19 protein-coding genes are annotated in these 20643 nt (G+C 73.2%); 9 read left to right on the forward strand and 10 right to left on the reverse strand.

Features of this window, described 5'->3' with window-relative positions; genetic code table 11:
- Window position 1 precedes the first annotated feature (1 nt).
- The 6 genes from AC4BGE_RS08770 to AC4BGE_RS08795 are packed head-to-tail and all read left to right on the forward strand — an operon-like array spanning window position 2 to window position 8480.
- Window positions 2-778, forward strand: a complete 777-nt coding sequence (locus tag AC4BGE_RS08770) for a TIGR03084 family metal-binding protein (protein WP_490570941.1) — start codon at window positions 2-4, stop codon at window positions 776-778.
- On the forward strand, window positions 775-2532 hold the full coding sequence (locus AC4BGE_RS08775) for an acyclic terpene utilization AtuA family protein (RefSeq protein WP_490575020.1): 1758 nt from the start codon (window positions 775-777) through the stop codon (window positions 2530-2532). The genes AC4BGE_RS08770 and AC4BGE_RS08775 overlap by 4 nt, the downstream gene beginning before the upstream one ends.
- Window positions 2529-3698 carry an acyl-CoA dehydrogenase family protein gene (locus AC4BGE_RS08780; RefSeq protein WP_490575021.1) on the forward strand — a complete coding sequence of 390 codons (1170 nt, stop codon included), beginning with the start codon at window positions 2529-2531 and terminating at the stop codon, window positions 3696-3698. Before AC4BGE_RS08775 ends, AC4BGE_RS08780 begins: the two co-directional genes overlap by 4 nt.
- Entirely contained in the window at window positions 3695-5302 is a 1608-nt protein-coding gene (locus AC4BGE_RS08785; protein WP_490575022.1) for an acyl-CoA carboxylase subunit beta, read from the forward strand. Before AC4BGE_RS08780 ends, AC4BGE_RS08785 begins: the two co-directional genes overlap by 4 nt.
- Window positions 5303-5310: 8 nt before the next feature.
- Complete coding sequence (locus AC4BGE_RS08790) at window positions 5311-7311, forward strand: acetyl/propionyl/methylcrotonyl-CoA carboxylase subunit alpha (protein WP_490575023.1); 2001 nt, start codon at window positions 5311-5313, stop codon at window positions 7309-7311.
- Window positions 7311-8480: an acyl-CoA dehydrogenase family protein gene (locus tag AC4BGE_RS08795; protein ID WP_490575024.1), complete on the forward strand. Its 1170-nt coding sequence runs from the start codon at window positions 7311-7313 to the stop codon at window positions 8478-8480. The genes AC4BGE_RS08790 and AC4BGE_RS08795 overlap by 1 nt, the downstream gene beginning before the upstream one ends.
- 88 nt (window positions 8481-8568) lie before the next feature.
- Here AC4BGE_RS08795 and AC4BGE_RS08800 read toward each other — a convergent pair whose 3' ends face one another.
- From AC4BGE_RS08800 to AC4BGE_RS08830, 7 genes are all read right to left on the reverse strand, one after another.
- Window positions 8569-8865 carry a zf-HC2 domain-containing protein gene (locus AC4BGE_RS08800; protein WP_490570935.1) on the reverse strand — a complete coding sequence of 99 codons (297 nt, stop codon included), beginning with the start codon at window positions 8863-8865 and terminating at the stop codon, window positions 8569-8571.
- Window positions 8862-9434, reverse strand: a complete 573-nt coding sequence (locus AC4BGE_RS08805) for an RNA polymerase sigma factor (protein ID WP_490575025.1) — start codon at window positions 9432-9434, stop codon at window positions 8862-8864. The genes AC4BGE_RS08800 and AC4BGE_RS08805 overlap by 4 nt, the downstream gene beginning before the upstream one ends.
- Before the next feature lie 133 nt (window positions 9435-9567).
- Window positions 9568-10113 carry a protein-L-isoaspartate O-methyltransferase family protein gene (locus tag AC4BGE_RS08810; RefSeq protein ID WP_490575026.1) on the reverse strand — a complete coding sequence of 182 codons (546 nt, stop codon included), beginning with the start codon at window positions 10111-10113 and terminating at the stop codon, window positions 9568-9570.
- 48 nt (window positions 10114-10161) lie between these two features.
- Window positions 10162-10890: an anti-sigma factor gene (locus AC4BGE_RS08815; protein WP_490570932.1), complete on the reverse strand. Its 729-nt coding sequence runs from the start codon at window positions 10888-10890 to the stop codon at window positions 10162-10164.
- Window positions 10887-11477 carry an ECF RNA polymerase sigma factor SigK gene (sigK, locus tag AC4BGE_RS08820; RefSeq protein ID WP_490570931.1) on the reverse strand — a complete coding sequence of 197 codons (591 nt, stop codon included), beginning with the start codon at window positions 11475-11477 and terminating at the stop codon, window positions 10887-10889. The genes AC4BGE_RS08815 and sigK overlap by 4 nt, the downstream gene beginning before the upstream one ends.
- Before the next feature lie 33 nt (window positions 11478-11510).
- A complete protein-coding gene (locus AC4BGE_RS08825) occupies window positions 11511-12188 on the reverse strand; it encodes a fasciclin domain-containing protein (RefSeq protein ID WP_490575027.1) in 678 nt (225 codons plus the stop codon).
- A 108-nt stretch (window positions 12189-12296) separates the two neighbouring features.
- A complete protein-coding gene (locus AC4BGE_RS08830) occupies window positions 12297-13820 on the reverse strand; it encodes a molybdopterin-dependent oxidoreductase (protein ID WP_490575028.1) in 1524 nt (507 codons plus the stop codon).
- Window positions 13821-13872: 52 nt separating this feature from the next.
- Here AC4BGE_RS08830 and AC4BGE_RS08835 point away from each other — a divergent pair, with 52 nt between their 5' ends.
- Window positions 13873-14454, forward strand: coding sequence for a GrpB family protein (locus AC4BGE_RS08835; RefSeq protein ID WP_490575029.1), 582 nt, complete (start codon window positions 13873-13875; stop codon window positions 14452-14454).
- Here the strand turns inward: AC4BGE_RS08835 and AC4BGE_RS08840 are convergent.
- Together AC4BGE_RS08840 and AC4BGE_RS08845 are read right to left on the reverse strand one after the other, a co-directional pair.
- Window positions 14435-15556 (reverse strand): acyltransferase family protein, encoded by a 1122-nt coding sequence (locus AC4BGE_RS08840; protein ID WP_490575030.1) that lies wholly within the window; start codon window positions 15554-15556, stop codon window positions 14435-14437. The two genes, AC4BGE_RS08835 and AC4BGE_RS08840, sit on opposite strands and share 20 nt — an antisense overlap.
- Before the next feature lie 2 nt (window positions 15557-15558).
- The gene (locus AC4BGE_RS08845) at window positions 15559-16629 is read right to left on the reverse strand and encodes an NAD-dependent epimerase/dehydratase family protein (RefSeq protein WP_490575031.1); all 1071 of its coding nucleotides are present in this window, start codon (window positions 16627-16629) and stop codon (window positions 15559-15561) included.
- Window positions 16630-16712: 83 nt separating this feature from the next.
- Between AC4BGE_RS08845 and AC4BGE_RS08850 the strand changes: the two genes are divergently transcribed.
- A complete protein-coding gene (locus AC4BGE_RS08850; RefSeq protein ID WP_490575032.1) occupies window positions 16713-17639 on the forward strand; it encodes a glycosyltransferase family protein in 927 nt (308 codons plus the stop codon).
- A gap of 20 nt (window positions 17640-17659) precedes the next feature.
- Entirely contained in the window at window positions 17660-18568 is a 909-nt protein-coding gene (locus tag AC4BGE_RS08855; RefSeq protein ID WP_490575033.1) for a hypothetical protein, read from the forward strand.
- Window positions 18569-18575: 7 nt separating this feature from the next.
- Here the strand turns inward: AC4BGE_RS08855 and AC4BGE_RS08860 are convergent, their stop codons facing one another.
- On the reverse strand, window positions 18576-20534 hold the full coding sequence (locus tag AC4BGE_RS08860; protein ID WP_490575034.1) for a glycosyltransferase family 2 protein: 1959 nt from the start codon (window positions 20532-20534) through the stop codon (window positions 18576-18578).
- Window positions 20535-20643: the final 109 nt, after the last annotated feature.

Here is a 20643-nt window from a genome sequence, read left to right on the forward strand (position 1 = left end):
CTTGCTGGACGACGTCCTGGCCGACCTCACCGCGGAGGGTGACCGCCTCGAAGCGCTGGTCACCCCGCTCGCCCCCGAGCAGTGGCGCACTCCCACGCCCGCCGCGGGCTGGGACGTGGCCACCCAGGTAGCCCACCTTGCCTGGACCGACGAGGTCGCCGTCAAGGCGGCGACCGACAAGGAGGCCTGGGACGCCGAGGTGATGGGCGCGATCGGCAACCCCGAGGGCTACGTCGACGAGATGGCGCTCAAGGGCGGCGCCGTCGACCCCGCCGAGCTGCTCGCCCGCTGGCGCACCGCCCGGGCCGCCCTGGCGCAGACCCTGCGCGACGTCCCCGAGGGCCAGAAGCTGCCCTGGTTCGGCCCGCCGATGTCGCCCACCTCGATGGCCACCGCCCGGCTGATGGAGACCTGGGCGCACTCCTTCGACGTGCACGAGGCGCTCGGCGCCGAGCCGGAGCGGACCGACCGGATCCGGCACGTCGCGCACCTCACGGTCCGCACCCGCAACTACTCCTTCGCCAACCGCGGGCTGGAGAAGCCGGCCGAGGAGTTCCGGATCGAGCTCGTCTCCCCGTCGGGCGAGACCTGGGTCTACGGCCCCGAGGACGCCGCGCAGACCGTTACCGGTCCGGCCTACGACCTCTGCCTGCTGGCCACCCAGCGGATCCACCGCGCCGACACCGCGCTGGTCGCCACCGGCGCCGACGCCGACCGGTGGCTCGACATCGCGCAGTGCTTCGCCGGCCCGGCCGGGGAAGGCAGGGCCGCGCGATGACCGCGCCCGTGCGGATCGGCAACTGCTCCGGCTTCTACGGCGACCGCCTCTCGGCGATGCGCGAGATGCTCGAGGGAGGGGAGCTGGACTACCTGACCGGCGACTACCTGGCCGAGCTGACCATGCTGATCCTCGGCAGGGACACCATGAAGGACCCGAGCCTCGGCTACGCGCGGACCTTCGTCCGCCAGGCCGAGGACTGCCTCGGCCTGGCCCTGGAGAAGGGCGTCCGGATCGTCGCCAACGCCGGCGGGCTCAACCCCGCCGGGCTGGCCGACAAGCTCCGCGAGGTGGCCACCGGCCTGGGCCTCGACGCCAAGATCGCGCACGTCGAGGGTGACGACCTGCGGCCGAGGGCCGCCGAGCTCGGCTTCCCGAACGCGCTCACCGCCAACGCCTACCTCGGCGGCTTCGGGATCGTCGCCGCGCTGCGCGGCGGCGCCGACGTGGTCGTCACCGGCCGGGTCACCGACGCCTCGGTGATCGTCGGCCCCGCGGCCTTCCACCACGGCTGGACCCCCGAGCAGTACGACGAGCTGGCCGGCGCCGTGGTCGCCGGCCACGTGATCGAGTGCGGCACGCACGCCACCGGCGGCAACTTCTCCGGGTTCACCGGGATCGACCCGGCGCTGCGGGCCAGGCCGCTCGGCTTCCCGCTCGCCGAGATCGCCGCCGACGGCTCCTTCGTGGTCACCAAGCACGAGGGCACCGGGGGTGCGGTCACGGTCGACACCGTCACCGCGCAGCTCGTCTACGAGATCCAGTCGGCCACCTACCTCAACCCCGACGTCTCCACCCGGCTCGACACCGTCGAGCTCACCCAGCAGGGCCCGGACCGGGTCGCGGTCTCCGGGGTGCGCGGCGAGGCGCCGCCGGCCACCCTCAAGGTCTGCGTCAACGAGCTCGGCGGCTGGCGCAACAGCATGGAGATCCTGCTCACCGGCCTGGAGATCGACGCCAAGGAGGCGTGGGTCAAGGAGCAGATGGTCGCGGCCTGGGGCGACAAGGCCCCGGCCACCGTCGCCTGGTCGCGCTCCGCCCCGCCGGTCGAGGACCCCGACTCCCAGGAGCTCGCCTCGTGCGTGCTCCGGGTGATGGCGCTGGACGCCGACCCCAAGGTCGCGGGCAAGGGCTTCACCGCCCCCGCGGTCGAGGTGGCGCTCGGCTCGTTCCCCGGGCTCACCCTGATGGCCCCGCCCGGACCGGCGACGCCGTACGGCATCTACCGCCCGGAGTACGTCGACCGCGCGGCGGTCGAGCACACGGTCGTGCACGCCGACGGCACCCGCGAGGTGGTCGCCGACCCGACGACGTTCCTCACCGCCGAGGAGCTCGCCGCCGTGCCGCGGGCCGGCCTCAGTGCCGGGTCGCCCGAGGCGCCCGCGGAGACCGTCACCCGCAAGGTGCCGCTGGGCACCTTCGTGCACGCCCGCTCCGGGGACAAGGGCGGCAACGCCAACCTCGGTCTCTGGGTCGCCCGGGACGACGCCTCGGCCGACGAGGAGAAGCACCGCGCCCGGGTCGAGTGGCTCACCGCGTTCGTCACCCCCGCCCGGATCAAGGAGCTGCTGCCGGAGGCCGCCGACCTCGAGGTCGAGGTCTTCGCGCTGCCCAAGCTCGGCGCGGTCAACGTGCTGATCCACGGGCTGCTCGGCGCCGGGGTGGCCGCCTCCACCCGGATCGACCCCCAGGCCAAGGCCCTGGGCGAGTGGGGCCGCGCCCGTCACGTCCACATCCAAGGAGACCTGCTGTGACCGGATCGAGCGCCGAGGAGCGCGACGCGCTGCGGAAGATGGCCGCCGACTTCACCCGCCGCGAGATCGCCCCGCACCTGCAGGAGTGGGAGGACGCCGGCGCGCTGCCGCGCGAGCTCCACCGCAAGGCGGGTGCCGCCGGCCTGCTCGGCGTCAGCTTCCCCGAGTCGGTCGGCGGCTCCGGCGGCGACCTGCTCGACACCGTGGCGCTGCAGGAGGGGATGTTCTCCGAAGGCGCCTCGAGCGGCCTGATGTCGGCGCTCTTCACCCACGGCATCGCCTGTCCGCACATCGCCGCGCACGGCAGCCCCGAGCTGGTCGACCGCTGGGTGCGCCCGACGCTGGCCGGTGAGCTGATCGGCTCGCTGGGCATCACCGAGCCCGGCGGCGGCTCCGACGTCGGCAACATCGCGACCACCGCCCGGAGAGTGACAGGGCGCGACGGCGAGGAGTGGGTGATCAACGGGGCCAAGACCTTCATCACCTCCGGCACCCGCGCCGACTTCGTCACCACCGCGGTCCGCACCGGCGGCCCCGGCGCCGGCGGCGTCTCGCTGATCGTGGTGCCGACCGACACCCCCGGCTTCACCGTCGACCGCAGGCTGGCCAAGATGGGCTGGCACAGCTCCGACACCGCCGAGCTCAGCTACGTCGACGTCCGGGTGCCGGTGACCAACCTGGTCGGCGACGAGAACGCCGGCTTCTGGTACATCGCCGAGCAGTTCGTGGTCGAGCGGATGGCGCTGGCGATCCACGGCTACGGCATCGCCGAGCGCTCCCTGGAGCTCACGGTCGACTACTGCCGCCAGCGCAGCACCTTCGGCGAGCCGCTGATCAAGCGCCAGGTGGTGCGCCACAAGCTGGTGGAGATGCGCCGCCAGGTGGAGGCCGCGAAGGCCTACACGCACGCCGTCGCCGCGCAGTACGTGGCGGCGGGGGGACCGAACGAGGCCGTCATCGCCGCGGCCTGCATGGCCAAGGAGACCGCCTGCAACGCCGCGACCTACGTCTGCGACCAGGCCGTCCAGCTGCACGGCGGGGCGGGCTACATGCACGGGACCGAGGTCGAGCGGCACTACCGCGACGCCCGGCTGCTGCCCATCGGGGGCGGAGCCACCGAAGTACTCACTGACCTTGCCGCCAAGCTGTTGGGATACACGAAGTGACTGAGACGACCGTGGAAGAGACCACCGTGGAGGAGCAGCGCCGCAACAGCCTGCTCGCCAAGCTGACCGACCTCGACGCCGAGCACGCCAAGGCCGTGGCGGGGGGTGGGGAGAAGTACATCGAGCGCCACCGCAAGCGCGGCAAGCTGCTGCCGCGCGAGCGCATCGAGCTGCTGATCGACGAGGGCTCGGCCTTCCTCGAGCTGAGCCCGCTGGCGGGCTGGGGCTCCGACTTCACCGTCGGCGCCTCCACCGTCTGCGGCATCGGCGTCATCGAGGGCGTCGAGTGCATGATCAGCGCCAACGACCCCACCGTGAAGGGGGGCGCCTCGAACCCCTGGACGCTGAAGAAGACCTTCCGGGCGGCGCAGATCGCGAGTGAGAACAACCTCCCGATGATCTCCCTGGTCGAGTCGGCCGGTGCCGACCTGCCGACCCAGAAGGAGATCTTCATCCCGGGCGGCAAGATCTTCCGCGACCTGGCCCGCGCCTCGGGCCGCCGCCAGCCGACCGTCGCCCTGGTCTTCGGCAACTCGACCGCCGGCGGCGCCTACGTCCCCGGCCTCTCCGACTACACGGTGATGGTCAAGGAGCAGGCGAAGGTCTTCCTCGCCGGCCCGCCGCTGGTCAAGATGGCCACCGGCGAGGAGACCGACGACGAGGAGCTGGGCGGCGCCGAGATGCACGCCCGGACCTCCGGCCTCGCCGACTACCTCGCCGAGGACGAGCGCGACGCCATCCGGATCGGGCGCCGCATCGTGGCCCGCCTCAACTGGCGCAAGGCGCGCCCCGAGCAGGAGCGCACCTACGCCGAGCCGGAGCACGACCCGGAGACGCTGCTCGACCTGATCCCGACCGACCTCAAGGAGCCCTTCGACCCGCGCGAGGTCATCGTCCGGATCGTCGACGGTGTCTCCCCCAGCAACGAGGTGCCCTTCGACGAGTTCAAGCCGCTCTACGGCTCCTCGCTCGTCACCGGGTGGGCCCAGCTGCACGGCCGCCCGATCGGCATCCTCGCCAACGCCCAGGGCGTGCTCTTCAGCGAGGAGGCCCAGAAGGCCACGCAGTTCATCCAGCTGGCCAACGCCAAGGACACCCCGCTGCTCTTCCTGCACAACACCACCGGCTACATGGTCGGCAAGGAGTACGAGCAGGGCGGCATCATCAAGCACGGTGCGGCGATGATCAACGCGGTCTCCAACTCGACCGTCCCGCACATCTCGGTGCTGATCGGCGCCTCCTACGGCGCCGGCAACTACGGCATGAACGGACGCGCCTACGACCCGCGCTTCCTCTTCACCTGGCCCAACGCCAAGTCGGCGGTGATGGGCCCGGCCCAGCTCGCCGGTGTCCTGTCGATCGTCTCGCGCGCCGCCGCCGAGGCCAAGGGCAAGGAGTACGACGAGGAGGGCGACGCCGGGATGCGTGCCTTCGTCGAGCAGATGGTCGAGGAGCAGTCCCTGCCCTACGTCCTGAGCGGGATGCTCTACGACGACGGCGTCATCGACCCGCGCGACACCCGGACGATCCTCGGGATCGCCTTCTCAGCCATCGACACGGTGCCCGTCGAGGGCACCGACCGCTTCGGCGTCTTCAGGATGTGAGTGACTCCATGACCAACACCACCATCACCCGGATCCTCGTCGCGAACCGCGGCGAGATCGCCCGTCGCGTCTTCGCCACCGCCCGCCGTCTCGGCATCGAGACCGTGGCCGTCCACTCCGACGCCGACGCGCTGCTGCCCTTCGTGGCGGAGGCCGACGCCGCGGTGCGGCTGCCCGGCAACACCCCCGCCGAGACCTACCTGCGCGCCGACCTCGTCATCGAGGCCGCCCGCAAGGCGGGCGCCGACGCGGTGCACCCCGGCTACGGCTTCCTGTCGGAGAACGCCGACTTCGCCGCCGCGGTGACCGCCGCGGGGCTCGCCTGGATCGGCCCGGACCCGTCCTCGATCGTCTCGATGGGCTCCAAGATCGAGTCCAAGAAGCTGATGGAGGCCGCCGGCGTGCCGGTGCTCGCCGACCTCGGCGAGACCGCGACCGAGGCTGACCTCCCGCTGCTGGTCAAGGCCAGCGCCGGCGGCGGCGGCCGCGGCATGCGCATCGTCCGGTCGCTGGCCGACCTGCCCTCGGAGGTCGGGAAGGCGTCGGCCGAGGCGGCCTCGGCGTTCGGCGACGGCACCGTCTTCGTCGAGCCGTACGTCGAGCACGGCCGCCACGTCGAGGTCCAGGTCGTCGGCGACACCCACGGCACCGTGGCCGTCTACGGCGAGCGCGACTGCTCGATCCAGCGCCGCCACCAGAAGGTCGTCGAGGAGGCCCCGGCCCCCGGGCTCTCCGACGAGACCCGCGCCGCGCTCCACGAGGCGGCCCGCAACGCCGCCGCGGCCATCGACTACGTCGGGGCCGGCACGGTCGAGTTCCTGGTCGACGCCAACGACCCGAGCCGCTTCTGGTTCCTGGAGATGAACACCCGCCTCCAGGTGGAGCACCCGGTCACCGAGGCGATCTTCGGGGTCGACCTGGTGGAGGCCCAGATCGCGGTGGCCGAGGGCCGTCCGATCACGCCGTACCTGCCCGGCGAGCCCCGGGGTCACGCCGTGGAGGTGCGCCTCTACGCCGAGGACCCGGCCCACGACTGGCAGCCCCAGTCCGGCACGCTGACCTCATTCGAGGTGCCCGGCGTCGAGGCCGAGTTCGAGAACCTCGACTCCGGGATCCGCCTCGACACCGGCTTCGTCGCCGGCTCCGAGGTCGGCACCCACTACGACGCGATGCTCGCCAAGGTGATCGCCTTCGCCCCCACCCGCGAGCAGGCCCTGCGCCGGCTCTCCGGCGCCCTGGCGAAGTCGAAGGTCCACGGGCTGACCACCAACCGCGACCTGCTGGTCGAGGTGCTGCGTCACCCGGTCTTCGTGGCCGGCGACGTGTCGACCGACTTCTTCGACACCCAGGAGCTCGCCACCCGCGGCACCGGGGTCGACGAGACCGCGGTGGCCCGCTCGGCGTTCGCCGCCACGGTGGCGCTGGCCGAGGTGGCCCGCGAGACGCGGACGGTCCAGCGGGGGATCCCGGTCGCCTGGCGCAACGTGGTCTCCGCGCCCCAGGTCACCGAGCTGCTCCTCGACGGTGCCGAGGAGCCGATCAGGGTCGAGTGGTTCGGCGGTCGTGACGGCTACCGCGACGCCCACGGGGACGTCGCCGTGCTGGCCGCCTCCTCCAGGAGCGTGACCCTGGAGCACGACGGCGTCGCGACGACGTACGCCGTGGTGGTCGACACCAGCACCTCGCTCACCGCCCCGGTCGTGCACGTCGACTCGCCGCTGGGCTACGTGCGGCTCACCCGGGTGCCTCGTTTCGTCGACCCGTCCGAGCAGGTCGCGACCGGGTCGCTGCTGGCACCGATGCCGGGCAGCGTCCTGAGCGTCTCCGTCGAGCTCGGGCAGCAGGTCACCGCCGGCCAGACCATCCTGGTGATGGAGGCCATGAAGATGCAGCACACCGTGAGCGCGCCGACCGACGGCGTGGTCTCGGAGATCAACGTGAAGACCGGGTCCCAGGTCGGGGCCGGGGACGTGCTTGCCGTCGTCGACGGCGCAGAGGGGGAAGAGTGATGAGCGAGAACCCGTTCACCGAGTCCGAGGAGCGCCGCGAGCTGCGCAAGGCGGTCTTCTCGCTCGCCAGCAAGTACGGCCACAGCTACGTCGCCGAGAAGGCGAAGACCGGTGGCAAGGTCACCGAGCTGTGGCAGGACATGGGCAAGCACGGCTTCCTCGGCGTCAACATCGCCGAGGAGCACGGCGGTGGCGGCGGCGGCATCGGCGACCTCGCGGCCGTCCTCGAGGAGGCGGCGGCGGCGGGTGCCCCGATGCTGATGATGGTCGTCTCCCAGGCCATCTGCGGGTCGGTCATCGGCCGCTTCGGCACCGAGGAGCAGAAGCAGCGCTGGCTGCCCGGCATCGCCGACGGCTCCTACACGATGGCCTTCGCGATCACCGAGGCCGACGCCGGCTCCAACTCCCACAACATCACCACCACCGCGACCCGCGACGGCGACGAGTGGGTGCTGAAGGGCTCGAAGACCTACATCTCCGGGGTCGACGAGGCCCAGGGGATCCTGGTGGTCGGTCGCCTGGCCGACGCGAAGACCGGCAACCTCAAGCCGTGCCTCTTCGTCGTCCCGACCGACGCCGCCGGCCTGGAGAAGCAGGTCATCGACATGACCTTCGACGCCCCGGAGAAGCAGTTCACCCTCTTCTTCGACGACGTCCGGCTGCCGGCCGACGCGCTGGTGGGCGACGAGGACGCCGGTCTGCTCCAGCTCTTCGCTGGCCTCAACCCCGAGCGGATCATGGGGGCGGCCTACTCCAACGGCATGTCGCGCTTCGCGCTCAACGCCGCGGTCGACTACGCCAAGACCCGCGCGGTCTGGCGGGACCGGCCGATCGGCAGCCACCAGGGCATCGCCCACCCGCTGGCCAAGATCAAGATCGAGCTCGAGCAGTCCAGGCTGCTCCAGCAGAAGGCGGCGGCGCTCTACGACGCCGGCGACGACATGGGGGCCGGGGAGTACGCCAACATGGCCAAGTACGCCGCCGGTGAGGTGGCCTGCAACTCCACCGACGTCGCGGTCCACACCCACGGCGGGTCGGGCCTGACCTCCGAGCTGGGGCTGGCCAACATGCTGGTCGCAGCCCGGCTGGGCCGGATCGCCCCGGTGAGCCGCGAGATGATCCTCAACTTCGTGGCGATGCACTCGCTGGGGCTGCCGAAGTCCTACTGAGTGCTGCGGCGCGACGCCGAGCACGGGAGGGGCTCACGCCGGGGCCGGACCAACGGATCCCCGGCGTGAGCCTCCCTCGCCCCCCGTTTCATCCCCCCGACGAGAGCCAGCGGCGGCGACGCTCGCGTGGCGCCGCGGGCTCGGCGAGGACGGGCTCCGGCACGGTCTCGACCGGAAGACTGGTGAGCTCCTGGACCCGCGTGCGCAGCTCGGCGGGGGTGGGAAGCTCGATGCCGACGGAGAGCAGCTCGGCGGCGTCGCGGACGTCGTCCACGTCGTCGCGGCACTCCGGGCACTCGAGCAGGTGCCCCTCGAAGCGGAGCACCTCGATCCCCTCGAGGCCCTCGAGGGCGTAGGCGACCGACATGTCGTGGACCGTGCTCATGCCAGCACCTCGCGATCGGTGGACAGGTGCGCCTCGGCGACCGGGAGGCCGGCGCCGTTGTGGATCTCGGCGAGGTGGAGCATCGCCCGGTGCAGGGTGGCGACCGCGGTGCCCGGGGTCCACCCGAGCCGCTGGTCGGCGACCTCGACGCTGTGGCCGCGCAGGTAGACCTCCGAGAGGGCCTCGCGCTCGTCCTCGGCCAGACCGGGCAGCCAGCCCCGGTCCGGCGGGAACGCCCTGACCGCGCCGGCGGCGCCGCGCTGCTGGGGGACCCGGGTCCGGGAGCGGGCCACCGCGACCCGGTGGGTCTGGTGCATCAGCCACGGCAGGCTCGCCCCCGCCGGGACCTCGTGGCCCTGCCACAGCGCGCGGAAGACCTCGGTCACGACGTCGTGCGCCTCCTCGCCGGGGCCGGCGACGCGGGAGGCGAGCCCGAGCACCCGGGTGCCGGTGAGGTCGAAGAGGTGGACCAGTGCCCTGGGGTCGCGCTGGGCGCATCGCGCCAGCAGGTACTCGACCCGACCGAAGAGGTCGGCGACCGCATTGGTGCTGGAGTGGGTCCTCGTCATGGTCGCCCATCTTGGAGAAGCCGACGGGGGCGTGGGACTTCGAGCCTCCGGAATCCCCGATTTCAGGGAGCCCGCCGAGCGAGTGGTCCAGACCGGAACGGACACCGAGTGCAACGTGGAGTGACAATCCGCGTCACAGCAGGGGCACGAACCGGTAGTGCCCGTGCTCGGTCACCTCCTCGGGCGTGACCCGCAGCATCACCCCGTCCACCGGCACCACCATCACCCCCTCGGCGCCGAGCTGGGCGCGCAGCTCGGCGGGCAGCCGGGTGGCCATCGCCGAGACCAGCACCCGGTCGTACGGCGCGTGCCCGGGCAGGCCCAGCACGCCGGGCACCGCCGGCTCCAGGCTGGCCCACGGCTGCCCGGTGCGCGCCAGGTTGGCGGCGCCGAAGGCGACCAGCTCCGCCACCCGCTCCACCCCGCGGACCCGGCCCCCCGGGCCCACCAGGTGCGCGAGGAGGGCGGTGGTCCAGCCCGACCCGGCCCCGACGTCGAGGACGTGCTGGTCGGGCCGGACGTCGAGGAGACGGAGCATCTCGGCGACGGTGCGCGGCTGGGAGCTGGTCTGCCCCGCGCCGATCTCCAGCGGACCGTCGTGGCCGGCGCGGTCGCGCACCTGCGGGGGCAGGAACCCCTCGCGGGGGAGACGCCCGAAGGCCCGGTCGACCGCGTCCATCCCTCCATTGGACGGGCGCGGCGGCCCGGGATCAACCCTCGGCCGCGCTCAGCCCAGCTCGAAGAGCGCGATCGGGTCGCTGGTGGGCCTGGCCGACCCGCCCCGGGGCTCCACGGTGATCCCCACCGCGGTGGCGTCGGAGGCGTCGCCGTCGAGCAGCACCGTCTGGTCGGTGCGGCGCGGCATCAGGCCCGCGGGCACCATGTCGTCGTCGGGGGTCTGGAACCACAGCTCGTAGACCTTGCCGTCGGGGGCCGGCGGCATCGCCTCGGTGACCAGCACCGCCCGGCCCTCGGCACGGGACCGGACGAGCGTGGCCCGGGCCTCGCCCAGCTCGAGCACCACCCGGTCGGCGTCGGTGTCGGCCAGCACCCGGTCGCTGGCGGTCAGCACGCGCGAGGACCCGCCGGCGTCGTCCTCGGGCCAGACCGCGACACCGATGCCGACGCCGAGCCCGAGCACCGCGACCGCCGCGGCGACCGTGGCCGGCAGCCAGCGCCGTCCGCGGTCGGCCGAGCGGCGTCCGCCGGCCTCGGACCGGGGCGGCAGTGGCCGCACCGTGCGGATCCCGCTCAGGACCCGGCCGCGCAGGTCGGGGGGAGGGGCAGCGGCGTCGAGCGCGGCCAGGCCGGCCAGCAGCGCCGTCGCCTCCCGGAACGAGTCCACCTCGGCGCGGCACTCGGAGCACCCCTCGAGGTGCCGCTCGAACTTCGCCTGCTCGACCTCGTCGACGGCGTGGATCGCGTAGGCACCGGAGAGGGCGTGGATGTCGCTCATGACGCCACTCCCATCTGGTCGCGCAGCCGGATCAGTCCGTCCCGGATGCGGGTCTTGGCCGTGCCGACCGGGAGGTCGAGCAGCTGGGCCACCTCGGTGTGCGTGTAGCCACCGAAGAACGCGAGGCCGACGGCCTCGCGCTGCACGTCTGTCAGCGACTCCAGCGCCTGGCGCACCCGGTGGGCGTCCAGGGCGGCGGTCGCCGCGTCGGAGGTGACGTCGTGCGCCACCTCCTGGTTCTGCTCGTGGTAGGTGGTCTCCCGCCGGGTGGCGGCCTGGGCGGCCCGCACCCGGTCGACGGCCCGGCGGTGGGCCATGGTCATCAGCCAGGCCAGCGCGGACCCGCGCGCGGTGTCGAACCGCGCCGCCGTCCGCCAGACCTCCAGGTAGATCTCCTGGGTCACCTCCTCCGACTGGGCGGGGTCGCGCAGCACGCGCAGCACCAGCCCGTGCACCCGCGGCGCGGTGGCGTCGTAGACCGACGCGAACGCCTGCTCGTCGCCGCGGGCGGCGAGGTGGAGCAGCGCGGCGAGCTCGTCTCCCGTCCCCCCCGGCGGACCGGAGGGGACGGGAGAGAGGTGGCTCATGGGATCCATGTAACAGCAGGGGGCCAGGGCCGGTCAGGGCATCAGCACGGTGTCGATGACGTAGACCTTGGCGTTGGCGGTCTCGACGTTGCCGCAGAGGACCTGGGCCATCTCGTCGCCGACCTGCCACATCTCGCCCTCGCCGGTCACCTCGACGGTGTCGCCGTTGAGGGTGGTGTGCTCGCCGGCGATCTCGTCGGGCTCCAGCTCGCCCTCGACCACGTGGTGGGTCAGCACCTGGGTCAGCGCCTGCTTGTCCTTGAGCAGGGCCTTGAGGTCCTTCTTCGGGATCTTGGCGAACGCCTCGTCGGTCGGGGCGAAGACGGTCAGCTCCTCGGCGTTGTTGAGGGTGTCGACCAGCTCGGCCTCGGTGACGGCGGTGACCAGCGTCTTGAGCAGCGGGTTCCCGGAGGCCGCGGTGGCGACCGGCTCCTCCGCCATCACGGTCGCCGAGCCGGGGCCGTCGGCCGGCAGGGAGGCGCAGGCCTCACCGAACGCCGCGTCCTCGTCCATGCTGGCCGAGCCGGACATCGACTCGCTGGGGGACTCCATCGGGGACTCCGACTCCATCGGGCTCGAGGAGGTGGTGGTGTCGCTGGCGCTGCTGTCGCTGTCGCTGTCGTCGCCACAGGCCGCGAGACCGAGGGAGAGGGTCAGGGCCAGTGCGGCCAGTCCGCCGGTGCGGGTCATGGAGCGGGTCGTGGTGCGCATGGTGCTCGTCCTTTGCTCGGGGGTGACCTTCTCGGTCGGTGTCGGGAGGGATTCGGGGCCGGGCGGGAGGCGGATTGGTCGGATCGGAAGAAAAGTTCCCGGGCCGGCTCAGGCGACCCGGACGACGATCTCCTGGACGCCGCTGGAGCCCTCCGGGAAGGGCGCCGCCCGGACGGCCGTCTGGACCTCGCCGTCGGCGGTCCTCGCGCGGACCGCCAGCCGGTGGGAGCCGGGGGTGGCGTCCCAGCGGTAGAACCACTGCCGCCAGTAGTCGATCCCCGCGTCCGGCCCGATCTCGCACTCCTGCCAGGCTCCGCCGTCGACGCGCAGCTCGACCCGCTCGATGCCGCGGCGCTGCGCCCAGGCGACCCCACCGACCACGGTCGCCCCCGCCGGCACCTCGGCCAGCGGGCGGGGGGTGTCGATCCGGCTGGAGACCTTGACCGGCCCCTCGGTGGCCCAGCCGCGCTCGGTCCAGTAGGCCTCCTCGGCCGAGTAGCCGGTCAGGGTCAGCCGGGTCAGCCACTTGGTGGAGCCGACGTAGCCGTAGAGGCCGGGGGTGACCAGCCGGACCGGGAAGCCGTGCTCGCGGGGGAGGGGGTCGCCGTTCATGCCGACCGCCACCAGCGGGTCGCGGCCGTCCAGCACCACCTCCAGGGGGGTGCTGATGGTGAAGCCGTCGACATCGGTCGACAGGAGCTGGTCGGCGCCGGTGTCGGAGGTCCGGCGCACCCCGGCCATCGCCAGCAGGCGGGGCAGCGGGACGCCCAGCCACCTCGCGGCGCCCACGTACTCGCCGCCCACCTCGTTGCTGACGCAGGTCATGGTGATGTCCCGCTCGACCAGGTCCATCCCCAGCAGGTCGTCGAAGGAGAGCTCGACCCGGCGCGGCACGTCGCCGTCGATCGTGAGGCGCCAGGAGTCGAGGTCGACGATCGGCAGGGTGAGGCGGGTGTCGATCCGGTAGAAGTCGCGGGTGGGGGTGCGGAAGGGGGAGATCCCCGGGACCTCCCCCTCCAGCCCGGCCGGCAGCGGCGGCGCCCGGCGGGCGGCGGCGGGCAGCACCACGTCGGCGATCCGGGTGCGGGCCCGGGCCAGCCACTCCCCGCCGGCGGCGAACGCCGTCGCGAGGCCCGCGGCGACCAGGAAGGCGCGCCGGTCCGGGCCGCCGGAGAGGAGACCGGCGCGCGGCGAGGGGACGCCGGCCGCCGCCGGGGTCAGCCGCACCAGGACGAGGATCCCCACCGCCGCCGTGGCCACGGCCGGCAGCACGGCCGCCGGACCGGCCTCTGGGCGGGCCACCGCGACCCGGCCCGCCACGGCGGCGAGGAGACCGAGGAGCGTGACGCCCCACCACAGCCGGCGGCCGGCCACCAGCCCGGCCACCGCGGCCAGGAGCAGCGTCCCGGCCAGGACGCTGCCGATCAGGATCGGCTTGTCGGCGGAGCCGAACCGGGCCACCGCCCACTCCTTGACCGGCGTGGGGGTGAGGTCGATGACCTGAGAGCCCACCGCCAGCACCGGGGAGGTCGCCGGATCGGTGAGGGCCGCGACGAGGTGACCCGCCGCTGCGCCGGTGAGGGCGGCCAGGACTCCGGCCAGGGCACAGCGGGCACGCGCGGTCCAGGACATGGCAGGGGTTCGTCGCGGCGGCCCCTGCGGATTGGTCGGGCAGGATGGGGCCATGATCGAGGTGGTGGCGTGGTCGCCCGCGTGGGCCGGGCAGTTCGAGGAGGTCGCGGCCGTGCTGCGCGACGCGCTGCGCGAGGTGGCCTCCGCCCGGGTCGAGCACGTGGGCTCGACCTCGGTGCCGGGCCTGGCCGCCAAGCCGGTGCTCGACGTCGACGTGGTGGTCGACGGCCCGGACACGGAGGCGGCGATCGACGCCCTGGAGTCGATCGGCTACCTGCACCGTGGCGACCTCGGGGTCACCGGGCGGGAGGCGTTCAGCGCGCCCGACCAGGAGCCCCGGCGCAACGTCTACGTCTGCCTGACGGGCACGCTGGCCCTGCGCAACCACCTCGCGGTGCGCGACGTGCTGCGGGCCCGCGACGACCTGCGTGACGAGTACGCCGCCGTCAAGACGATGCTCGCCGCCCAGCCGGAGATGGACGTCGAGACCTACGTGGCGGGCAAGTCGCTGGTGCTGCAGAAGGTCCTCGCCGAGTCCGACCTCACCGAGGAGGAGCGGCGCGAGGTCTACCGGCTCAGCACCGCGGGGAGGTCGTACACGGGCCCCACGCCCTTCACTCAGTCGCCGGGATGAGGGCCTCCCGCTCGCGACTGACGCGCGCCGTCCGGCGGGCCTTGCGGCGCTCCAGCAGCCGGTCCTTGAGCCGGAGCGACGGGTTCTCCACGACGTGCCAGGAGAGCCACGCGAGCGCCGCGCTGACGCCGACGACCACGACCAGGTTGAGCCACATCCCCTGCACCCCGACGAGATGGACGAACACCTGCTGCACCGGGAACGCCCACACGTAGAGGCCGTAGGAGAGGTCGCCGTACCGCGCCGCCCGGCGCACGTACGGCGTGTTCGCCAGGCCGACGGTCATCACCACGTAGGGCAGCGCGACCCAGGAGACCCACGGGATCCACGTGCCGTAGACCGCGATCACCATGAGGTACGTCGCGAGCAGGCCGGCCGCCACGTCGGTGCGGAAGAGGCCCCGCCACCGGTCGTGCGCGAGCCGCAGCAGCGCACCGGCGGCGAAGAAGACCCACATCGAGGCGGCGTCGCTGAGGCGCGAGCCGTAGATGACGGGGGACTCCAACGCGGGGGTGGAGGCGAGCCAGAGGCTCACGGCCAGCAGGGCGAGGACCATCGGGACCCGCAGCACCCGCGGCACCAGGAACGCCACCGGGACGGCCAGGTAGCAGAAGAACTCCGCCGGCAGGGTCCACAGCGAGCCGTTCACCGCGCCGGCGTAGGGGAGGTCCCCGAAGACGCCGGGCAGGTCGTACTGGACGTAGAGCCGGATGTTGTCGAAGTAGCTCCACGTGCGGGCGTTCGCGAAGTAGTCGCCGGCCGGCAGGGAGGAGACCAGCGGCCCGACGACGAGGGCGCTGACCGCCACCACGACGACGAGCGCCGGGAAGATCCGCAGGCAGCGCGCCGCCAGGTAGCCGAACAGGTCGCGGGTGCGCAGCCAGCTGGCGGTGATCAGGTAGCCGCTGATCGAGAAGAAGATGACCACGCCGAGCGTGGAGACCGAGTAGCCGACGAGGTGCGGCACCGGAGCGACCCGGGCGGTGAGCGGGTAGGAGTGCCCGATGATCACCGCGACCGCTCCGACGAGGCGCAGGAAGTCCAGGTTGTTGGACCGGACCCCCGCCGGGGTGGCCGCGGTGGTCGGCTGGGTCGAGGCCACGGTCAGCCGGCCGCGAGCTGGTCTCGGATCCAGTCCTGCAGCCGGGCGACGCCCTCGGCGAGGGACACCTGCGGCTTCCAGCCGAGCTCGACGAGGCCCGGGTCCACGCCGGTGGAGGCGTGGCGGACGTCGCCGTCGCGGTACTGGCCGGTGACGTGCGGGGCCGGGGCGCCGTGGTGCGCGGCGATCGTCTCGGCCAGCTGGCGGATCGTCGACGGCTGGCCGGAGCCGACGTCGCCCAGGCGCGTCCCGTCGGGCCGGTTGCGGACCGCGGTGACCAGGGCGGAGACGACGTCGTCGATGAAGACGAAGTCGCGGGTGATGTCGCCGTCCTCGTAGAGCGGGATGGACTCCCCGCGCATGGCGAGCTGGGAGAAGAGCGACACGATCCCGGTGTAGGGGTTGGTCAGTGACTGGCCGGGACCGTAGACGTTCTGCAGCCGCAGCGCGGTCAGCGAGGTGTCGCGGGAGCCGGTCCACGCCGAGAGGACGTGTTCCTGGGCGAGCTTGGTCGCGCCGTACACGTTGACCGGCGCGGGCACGGTGTGGCCGGCGCGGTGCGGCTGGGCGGTGCCGGACTCGTGGTCCCAGCGCGCCGCCTCCAGCTGCGCGTGGGTGCGCAGCCCCGGGTAGAAGGAGGAGCCGTCGGCGCGCCGCCACTCGCCCTCGCCGTAGACGGCGCGGCTGCTGGTGAGCACGACGTGCTCCGGCACGTGGCCGACGCGGGTGAGGGCGTCGAGGACCTGGGTGGTCCCGACGACGTTGACCAGCCCGTGCCGGGTGCTCTCGTCGAGCGACTGCGCGGTGCCGGTCTCGGCGGCGAGGTGGACGACGACCTGCGGCCGCAGGTCGGCCAGGACCGCGTCGAGGTCGGCTGCGACGGTGACGTCACCGACGACCAGCTCGGCCGCCTCGTGCAGCGCGGCGGGGCGCTCGGCGACGGGGTGGACCTGCGGGTGGAGGTTGTCGAGCACGACCCACCGCTCGGCGTCGGCGGCGAGCTCCTGGGAGAGGGCGCAGCCGATGAAGCCCGCGCCTCCCGTGACCAGGACCGGACCGAGGCGTGAGGACATGACGGAGCACCTTCTGTTGACCGCGAGCGGGAGGGAGCGCCGGACGAGCGGGGCGCACCGGGGCTTGTAGCATACGGGACGCCATGACCTCCCCGAACGAGCGCGACGCCGCGCGTGAGCGCAGCGTCACCGTCCAGTCGATCCTCTACGGCACCCGGCTCGACGCCCTCGAACGGACGCTGGAGGCGCTCGACGCCTCCGCCGCCCTGGCCGCGCGCGAGGGGTGGGGCGACGGCCTCTCCGTCGTGCTCGGCGACGCCTCGCCCAGCCGCCTGGTCGCCGACCACGTCCTCGACGACTACCGCGAGCGGTTCCCCGCGCTGAGGTCGCTCGACTACGTCTTCTTCGACGAGAACACCGGCACCGCCAAGGGCCACAACCTGATGGCGCGGATGACCGGTTCGGCCTACCTCGTCACCAGCAACCCCGACATCGTCCCCGACCCCCGGGCGCTGTGGCGGATGCTGGAGCTCTTCGACGACCCGGTCACGGGGATGGTCGAGGCCAAGCAGCTCCCGGTCGAGCACCCCAAGGAGTACGACGCCGAGACCGGTGAGACCGGCTGGGCGGCGACCGCCTTCGCGATGACCTCCCGCGAGCTCTTCGACCGGCTCGGCGGCTTCGACGAGCAGACCTTCTTCATGTACTGCGACGACGTCGACTACTCGTGGCTGGTCCGCGAGGCAGGGCACCAGGTGCGGTTCCAGCCTGCCGCCCTGGCCTTCCACGACAAGCGGCTCTCGACCGCCGGCGGCTGGCAGCCGACCAGCGCCGAGATCTTCTACTCGGCCCAGGCCGCACTGCTGCTCGCCCACAAGTGGTCGCGCGACGACGTCGTCGAGCAGGTGGCGGCCGACTTCCGGGCCTCGGAGCTGAGCGAGCACCACGACGCCGTCTCCGAGTTCGAGCAGCGCCGCCACGCCGGCCGCCTCGTCGCGCGGCACGACCCCGACCACCGCGTGGCGGAGTTCGCCGGCGGCTTCTACGCGAGGCACAGGTACCCGCTGTGAATGACCGAGATCGCCCGTTCATGACCTTCCTCGTCCTCGCCGACGGCACCCCCGAGGCGCTGGCCGAGGAGCTGCTGTCGCTCACCGCGCAGACCTCCACGTCGTTCGAGGTGCTCCTGGTGCCCGGGGCGACGGGGGCCCCGCCGCACGAGGTGCTGTCCGGGCAGCCGCGGACGCTGACCTCGCGGCTCCGGGTCGTCGAGGACCGCGCGGCGGCGCTGGCCGCCGCGCGCGGCGCCTACGTGACCGTCTCCCGCGGCCTCACCTGGTTCGCCCACTGGGTGGAGGCGTGCGAGGCGCACGCCGGCGACGGGACGACGACGCTGCACGGGCTCGTGCTGCACCAGCCCGCCGTGGTCGCCGGGGTCGGTGGCCGCGCCGGCGTCCGGGGCACCGCCGCGCCCCAGCACCCGCCGGTCGCCTCGCGGCACGGGTACGCCGTCCCGACGACCGTGCTCCGGGACCTCGTGCCCGACCCGTCGTGGGGCAGCGCGGCCGAGCGCGAGCTGCTGCTGCGCGCGGTCGCCCGGACCGGGGTCACCGAGATCGACGAGGTCGTGGCGATCCGCTCCGAGGCCGGCCCCGACGAGACCCCCGAGGACCTCGACCGGCTGCTGGCCCGGCTGGACGGCCAGCCGTGGCCTCTGCCCGGCCGGTCGCTCGGGGCACTGATCGAGGGGCGCGACGAGCTCGCCGCCGAGGCCGCGGAGCTGCGCCGCCAGCTCGGGCTCAAGGACGACCACATCACCAATGTCGAGGCCGACGTGGCCCGGCTCGGCGAGCGGGTCGCGGCCCTGGAGGAGACCGTCGAGCGCAAGGACGAGCGGATCCGGAAGCTGCGCGCCAAGGTGAAGTCGGACGACCCGGTGACCACCCCGGAGGACTCGGCCGAGTCCGGGAAGCGTCGCTGGGGCCGCCGGGACCGCTGAGCGGCCCCTACTTCCGCAGCCGCCACCCGCGGCGCTCGGGCTCCGGCTCCGGGTCGGCCTCGCGCAGCTGCGCGGCGAGCTCCTCGAGCTTCTTGATCCCGAGGTCGACGATCGACCCCTCGGGGCGCAGGCTCGGCCGCTCGGCGAGCAGGAGGTCGACCTCGCGGAGCAGCTCGAGCCGCTGCTCGTGGCGTGCGGTGCGCTTGAGCAGCTTCTCCCGGGTGGCCTGCGCCTGCTCCTGCCAGTGGTCGCGGTCGGTGAGCGTGGCGTCGCGCTCCTCGCTCAGCGCGCTGACGTGCAGGTTGGTCTCGTGCAGCAGGGTCGCGAAGTCGCGGGCCTTGTCGTTCATCTCCTTGGAGTCGGCCTGCGCCTTCTTGATCAGCGCGCGGAACCGGTCGAAGGCGTGTGGTGGCATGAGCATCTCGACCGAGTCGAACTTGTCCATCACCCGGTACATCGCCTCGTCCCACTCCTTCTTGGAGTGCTCGTCGCGCGAGGAGCCCGCACCCCACCAGCGGTAGACCGAGGTGATCTCCGGGGTCGACCGGACGCCCACGACGCCCGCGGAGCGGACGATGAGGTCCCAGTCCTCGGTGGTGTTGAGGCTCTCGTCGAAGCGCAGCCCGAGGTCGTGGAAGGTGCCGCGGGGGAAGGCGATGGTCATGCAGGGGCTGTAGTTGGCCCGCAGGTGGTCGACCATCTCGAACTGCAGCGGCCACTCCCGCTCGACCGGGCCGACGGCCCGGGGCACGAAGTCCTCGGTGTCCGGGTCCTGACGCACCGGCTGGAGCAGCGCCACGGAGCGCAGCAGCCGCCCCTCGCCGTCCTGCTCGGCGCGGTGGAAGGCCTCGACCCAGTGCTCGGTGACGGTGTCGTCGTCGTCCAGCATCACCAGGTAGCGGCCGCGGGCCTGCTCGAAGCCGTCGTTCAGCGGGGCGGAGCGGCCCGGCCGCTCGACCTCGACCAGACGGGTGCGCTCCTGGAGCCAGCCAGGGAACGCCGAGAGGATCTCGCGGGTCTCGGCGACGGCCTCGGGTGCTGCACGGTGACACATGAGGAGCAGCTCGAAGTCGCGGTCGGTCTGGGCGGCGAGGCAGGAGAGCACGTCCTCCAGGCAGCGCGGCCGGGTGCCCTGGGTGCGGGTGACGACCGACAGGAAGGGCCGTTGAACCACGGCCTCGTCGCCCGGCTCCTGGGTCAGCCCGAGGGAGCGCAGGAAGCGGTGCAGAGTCGTGGCGGGGAGGGCGGCCGGATGCAGGGTGCCCGAGGCCCGCGGCGCGGGGACGGGCGTGGTGTCGCGGGCCCGGTCGAGCGGCAGCGGGTGCCCGGTGCTGTCGAAGCGGACCCGGCGGAAGACCGTCGCGGCCGGCTCGGGGACCGCCCGGATGCCGGCGGCCGCGAGGAGCTCCTCGAGCCGCGCGCCGGCGCCGTCCTGCGGGGAGGAGCGCCAGGCCGCGCCCACGGCCCGCAGCGTGCGGACCTGGAGCAGGGAGGCGGCGCCCGAGACCAGCCACGGGCCGACGGGCGGCAGCGGCCTGCCGAGCAGCTCGTCCTCGTCGAGGTCGCCGGGCGCCTCGACGTCGTCGTCCTCGGCCGGCTCCTGCTCGTCTTGGGCGTCGTCGTGCTCGGGCAGCGTGGCCCGGTTGTCGGCGGGCAGCACCCGTGCGTCGAGCAGGACGTCGGGGGCGGTCGAGGCGTGCCGCGCCAGCAGGCGGGTGAGCAGGAAGGGGGAGGGGACCGACACGGCCTCCGAGACGAGCACGAGGTCGTCGTCACCCAGGCCGAGCTCCGCGACCGGCTGCTCCCACCACCGGTCGTCACGCGGGTGGACCACGCGGACCGACGGGGCCTCGAGGTCGTGGTCCCGGCGGGCCCGCTCCAGCGTGGGCTGCCACGCCTCCGTGCTGGGGGCGGCGTCCTGGCTCCAGTCCGTCAGCAGGACGGCCAGGCGAAGTGGCTGGGTCAAGGCGCAGGCTCTCTGTAGGTGCGGGGCGGGGTCAGCATAGGAGCGTTCGGACCGGCCACTGTAAGGTGACCCGCCATAAGCGCGTCCGACCGCAGATAATCAGGGGGAA

It is taken from the genome of Nocardioides sp. Z50_6 (assembly GCF_058215755.1).

Coding starts and splice junctions, on each gene's coding strand:
- AC4BGE_RS08805 (WP_490575025.1), bottom strand. CDS start 9,434: ATGACGAGGACCCACTCCAGCACCAATGCGGTCGCCGACCTCTTCGGT.
- AC4BGE_RS08835 (WP_490575029.1), top strand. CDS start 13,873: ATGATCGAGGTGGTGGCGTGGTCGCCCGCGTGGGCCGGGCAGTTCGAG.
- sigK (WP_490570931.1), bottom strand. CDS start 11,477: ATGAGCCACCTCTCTCCCGTCCCCTCCGGTCCGCCGGGGGGGACGGGA.
- AC4BGE_RS08855 (WP_490575033.1), top strand. CDS start 17,660: ATGACCTTCCTCGTCCTCGCCGACGGCACCCCCGAGGCGCTGGCCGAG.
- AC4BGE_RS08795 (WP_490575024.1), top strand. CDS start 7,311: ATGAGCGAGAACCCGTTCACCGAGTCCGAGGAGCGCCGCGAGCTGCGC.
- AC4BGE_RS08830 (WP_490575028.1), bottom strand. CDS start 13,820: ATGTCCTGGACCGCGCGTGCCCGCTGTGCCCTGGCCGGAGTCCTGGCC.
- AC4BGE_RS08790 (WP_490575023.1), top strand. CDS start 5,311: ATGACCAACACCACCATCACCCGGATCCTCGTCGCGAACCGCGGCGAG.
- AC4BGE_RS08825 (WP_490575027.1), bottom strand. CDS start 12,188: ATGCGCACCACGACCCGCTCCATGACCCGCACCGGCGGACTGGCCGCA.
- AC4BGE_RS08800 (WP_490570935.1), bottom strand. CDS start 8,865: ATGAGCACGGTCCACGACATGTCGGTCGCCTACGCCCTCGAGGGCCTC.
- AC4BGE_RS08810 (WP_490575026.1), bottom strand. CDS start 10,113: ATGGACGCGGTCGACCGGGCCTTCGGGCGTCTCCCCCGCGAGGGGTTC.
- AC4BGE_RS08850 (WP_490575032.1), top strand. CDS start 16,713: ATGACCTCCCCGAACGAGCGCGACGCCGCGCGTGAGCGCAGCGTCACC.
- AC4BGE_RS08775 (WP_490575020.1), top strand. CDS start 775: ATGACCGCGCCCGTGCGGATCGGCAACTGCTCCGGCTTCTACGGCGAC.
- AC4BGE_RS08845 (WP_490575031.1), bottom strand. CDS start 16,629: ATGTCCTCACGCCTCGGTCCGGTCCTGGTCACGGGAGGCGCGGGCTTC.
- AC4BGE_RS08815 (WP_490570932.1), bottom strand. CDS start 10,890: ATGAGCGACATCCACGCCCTCTCCGGTGCCTACGCGATCCACGCCGTC.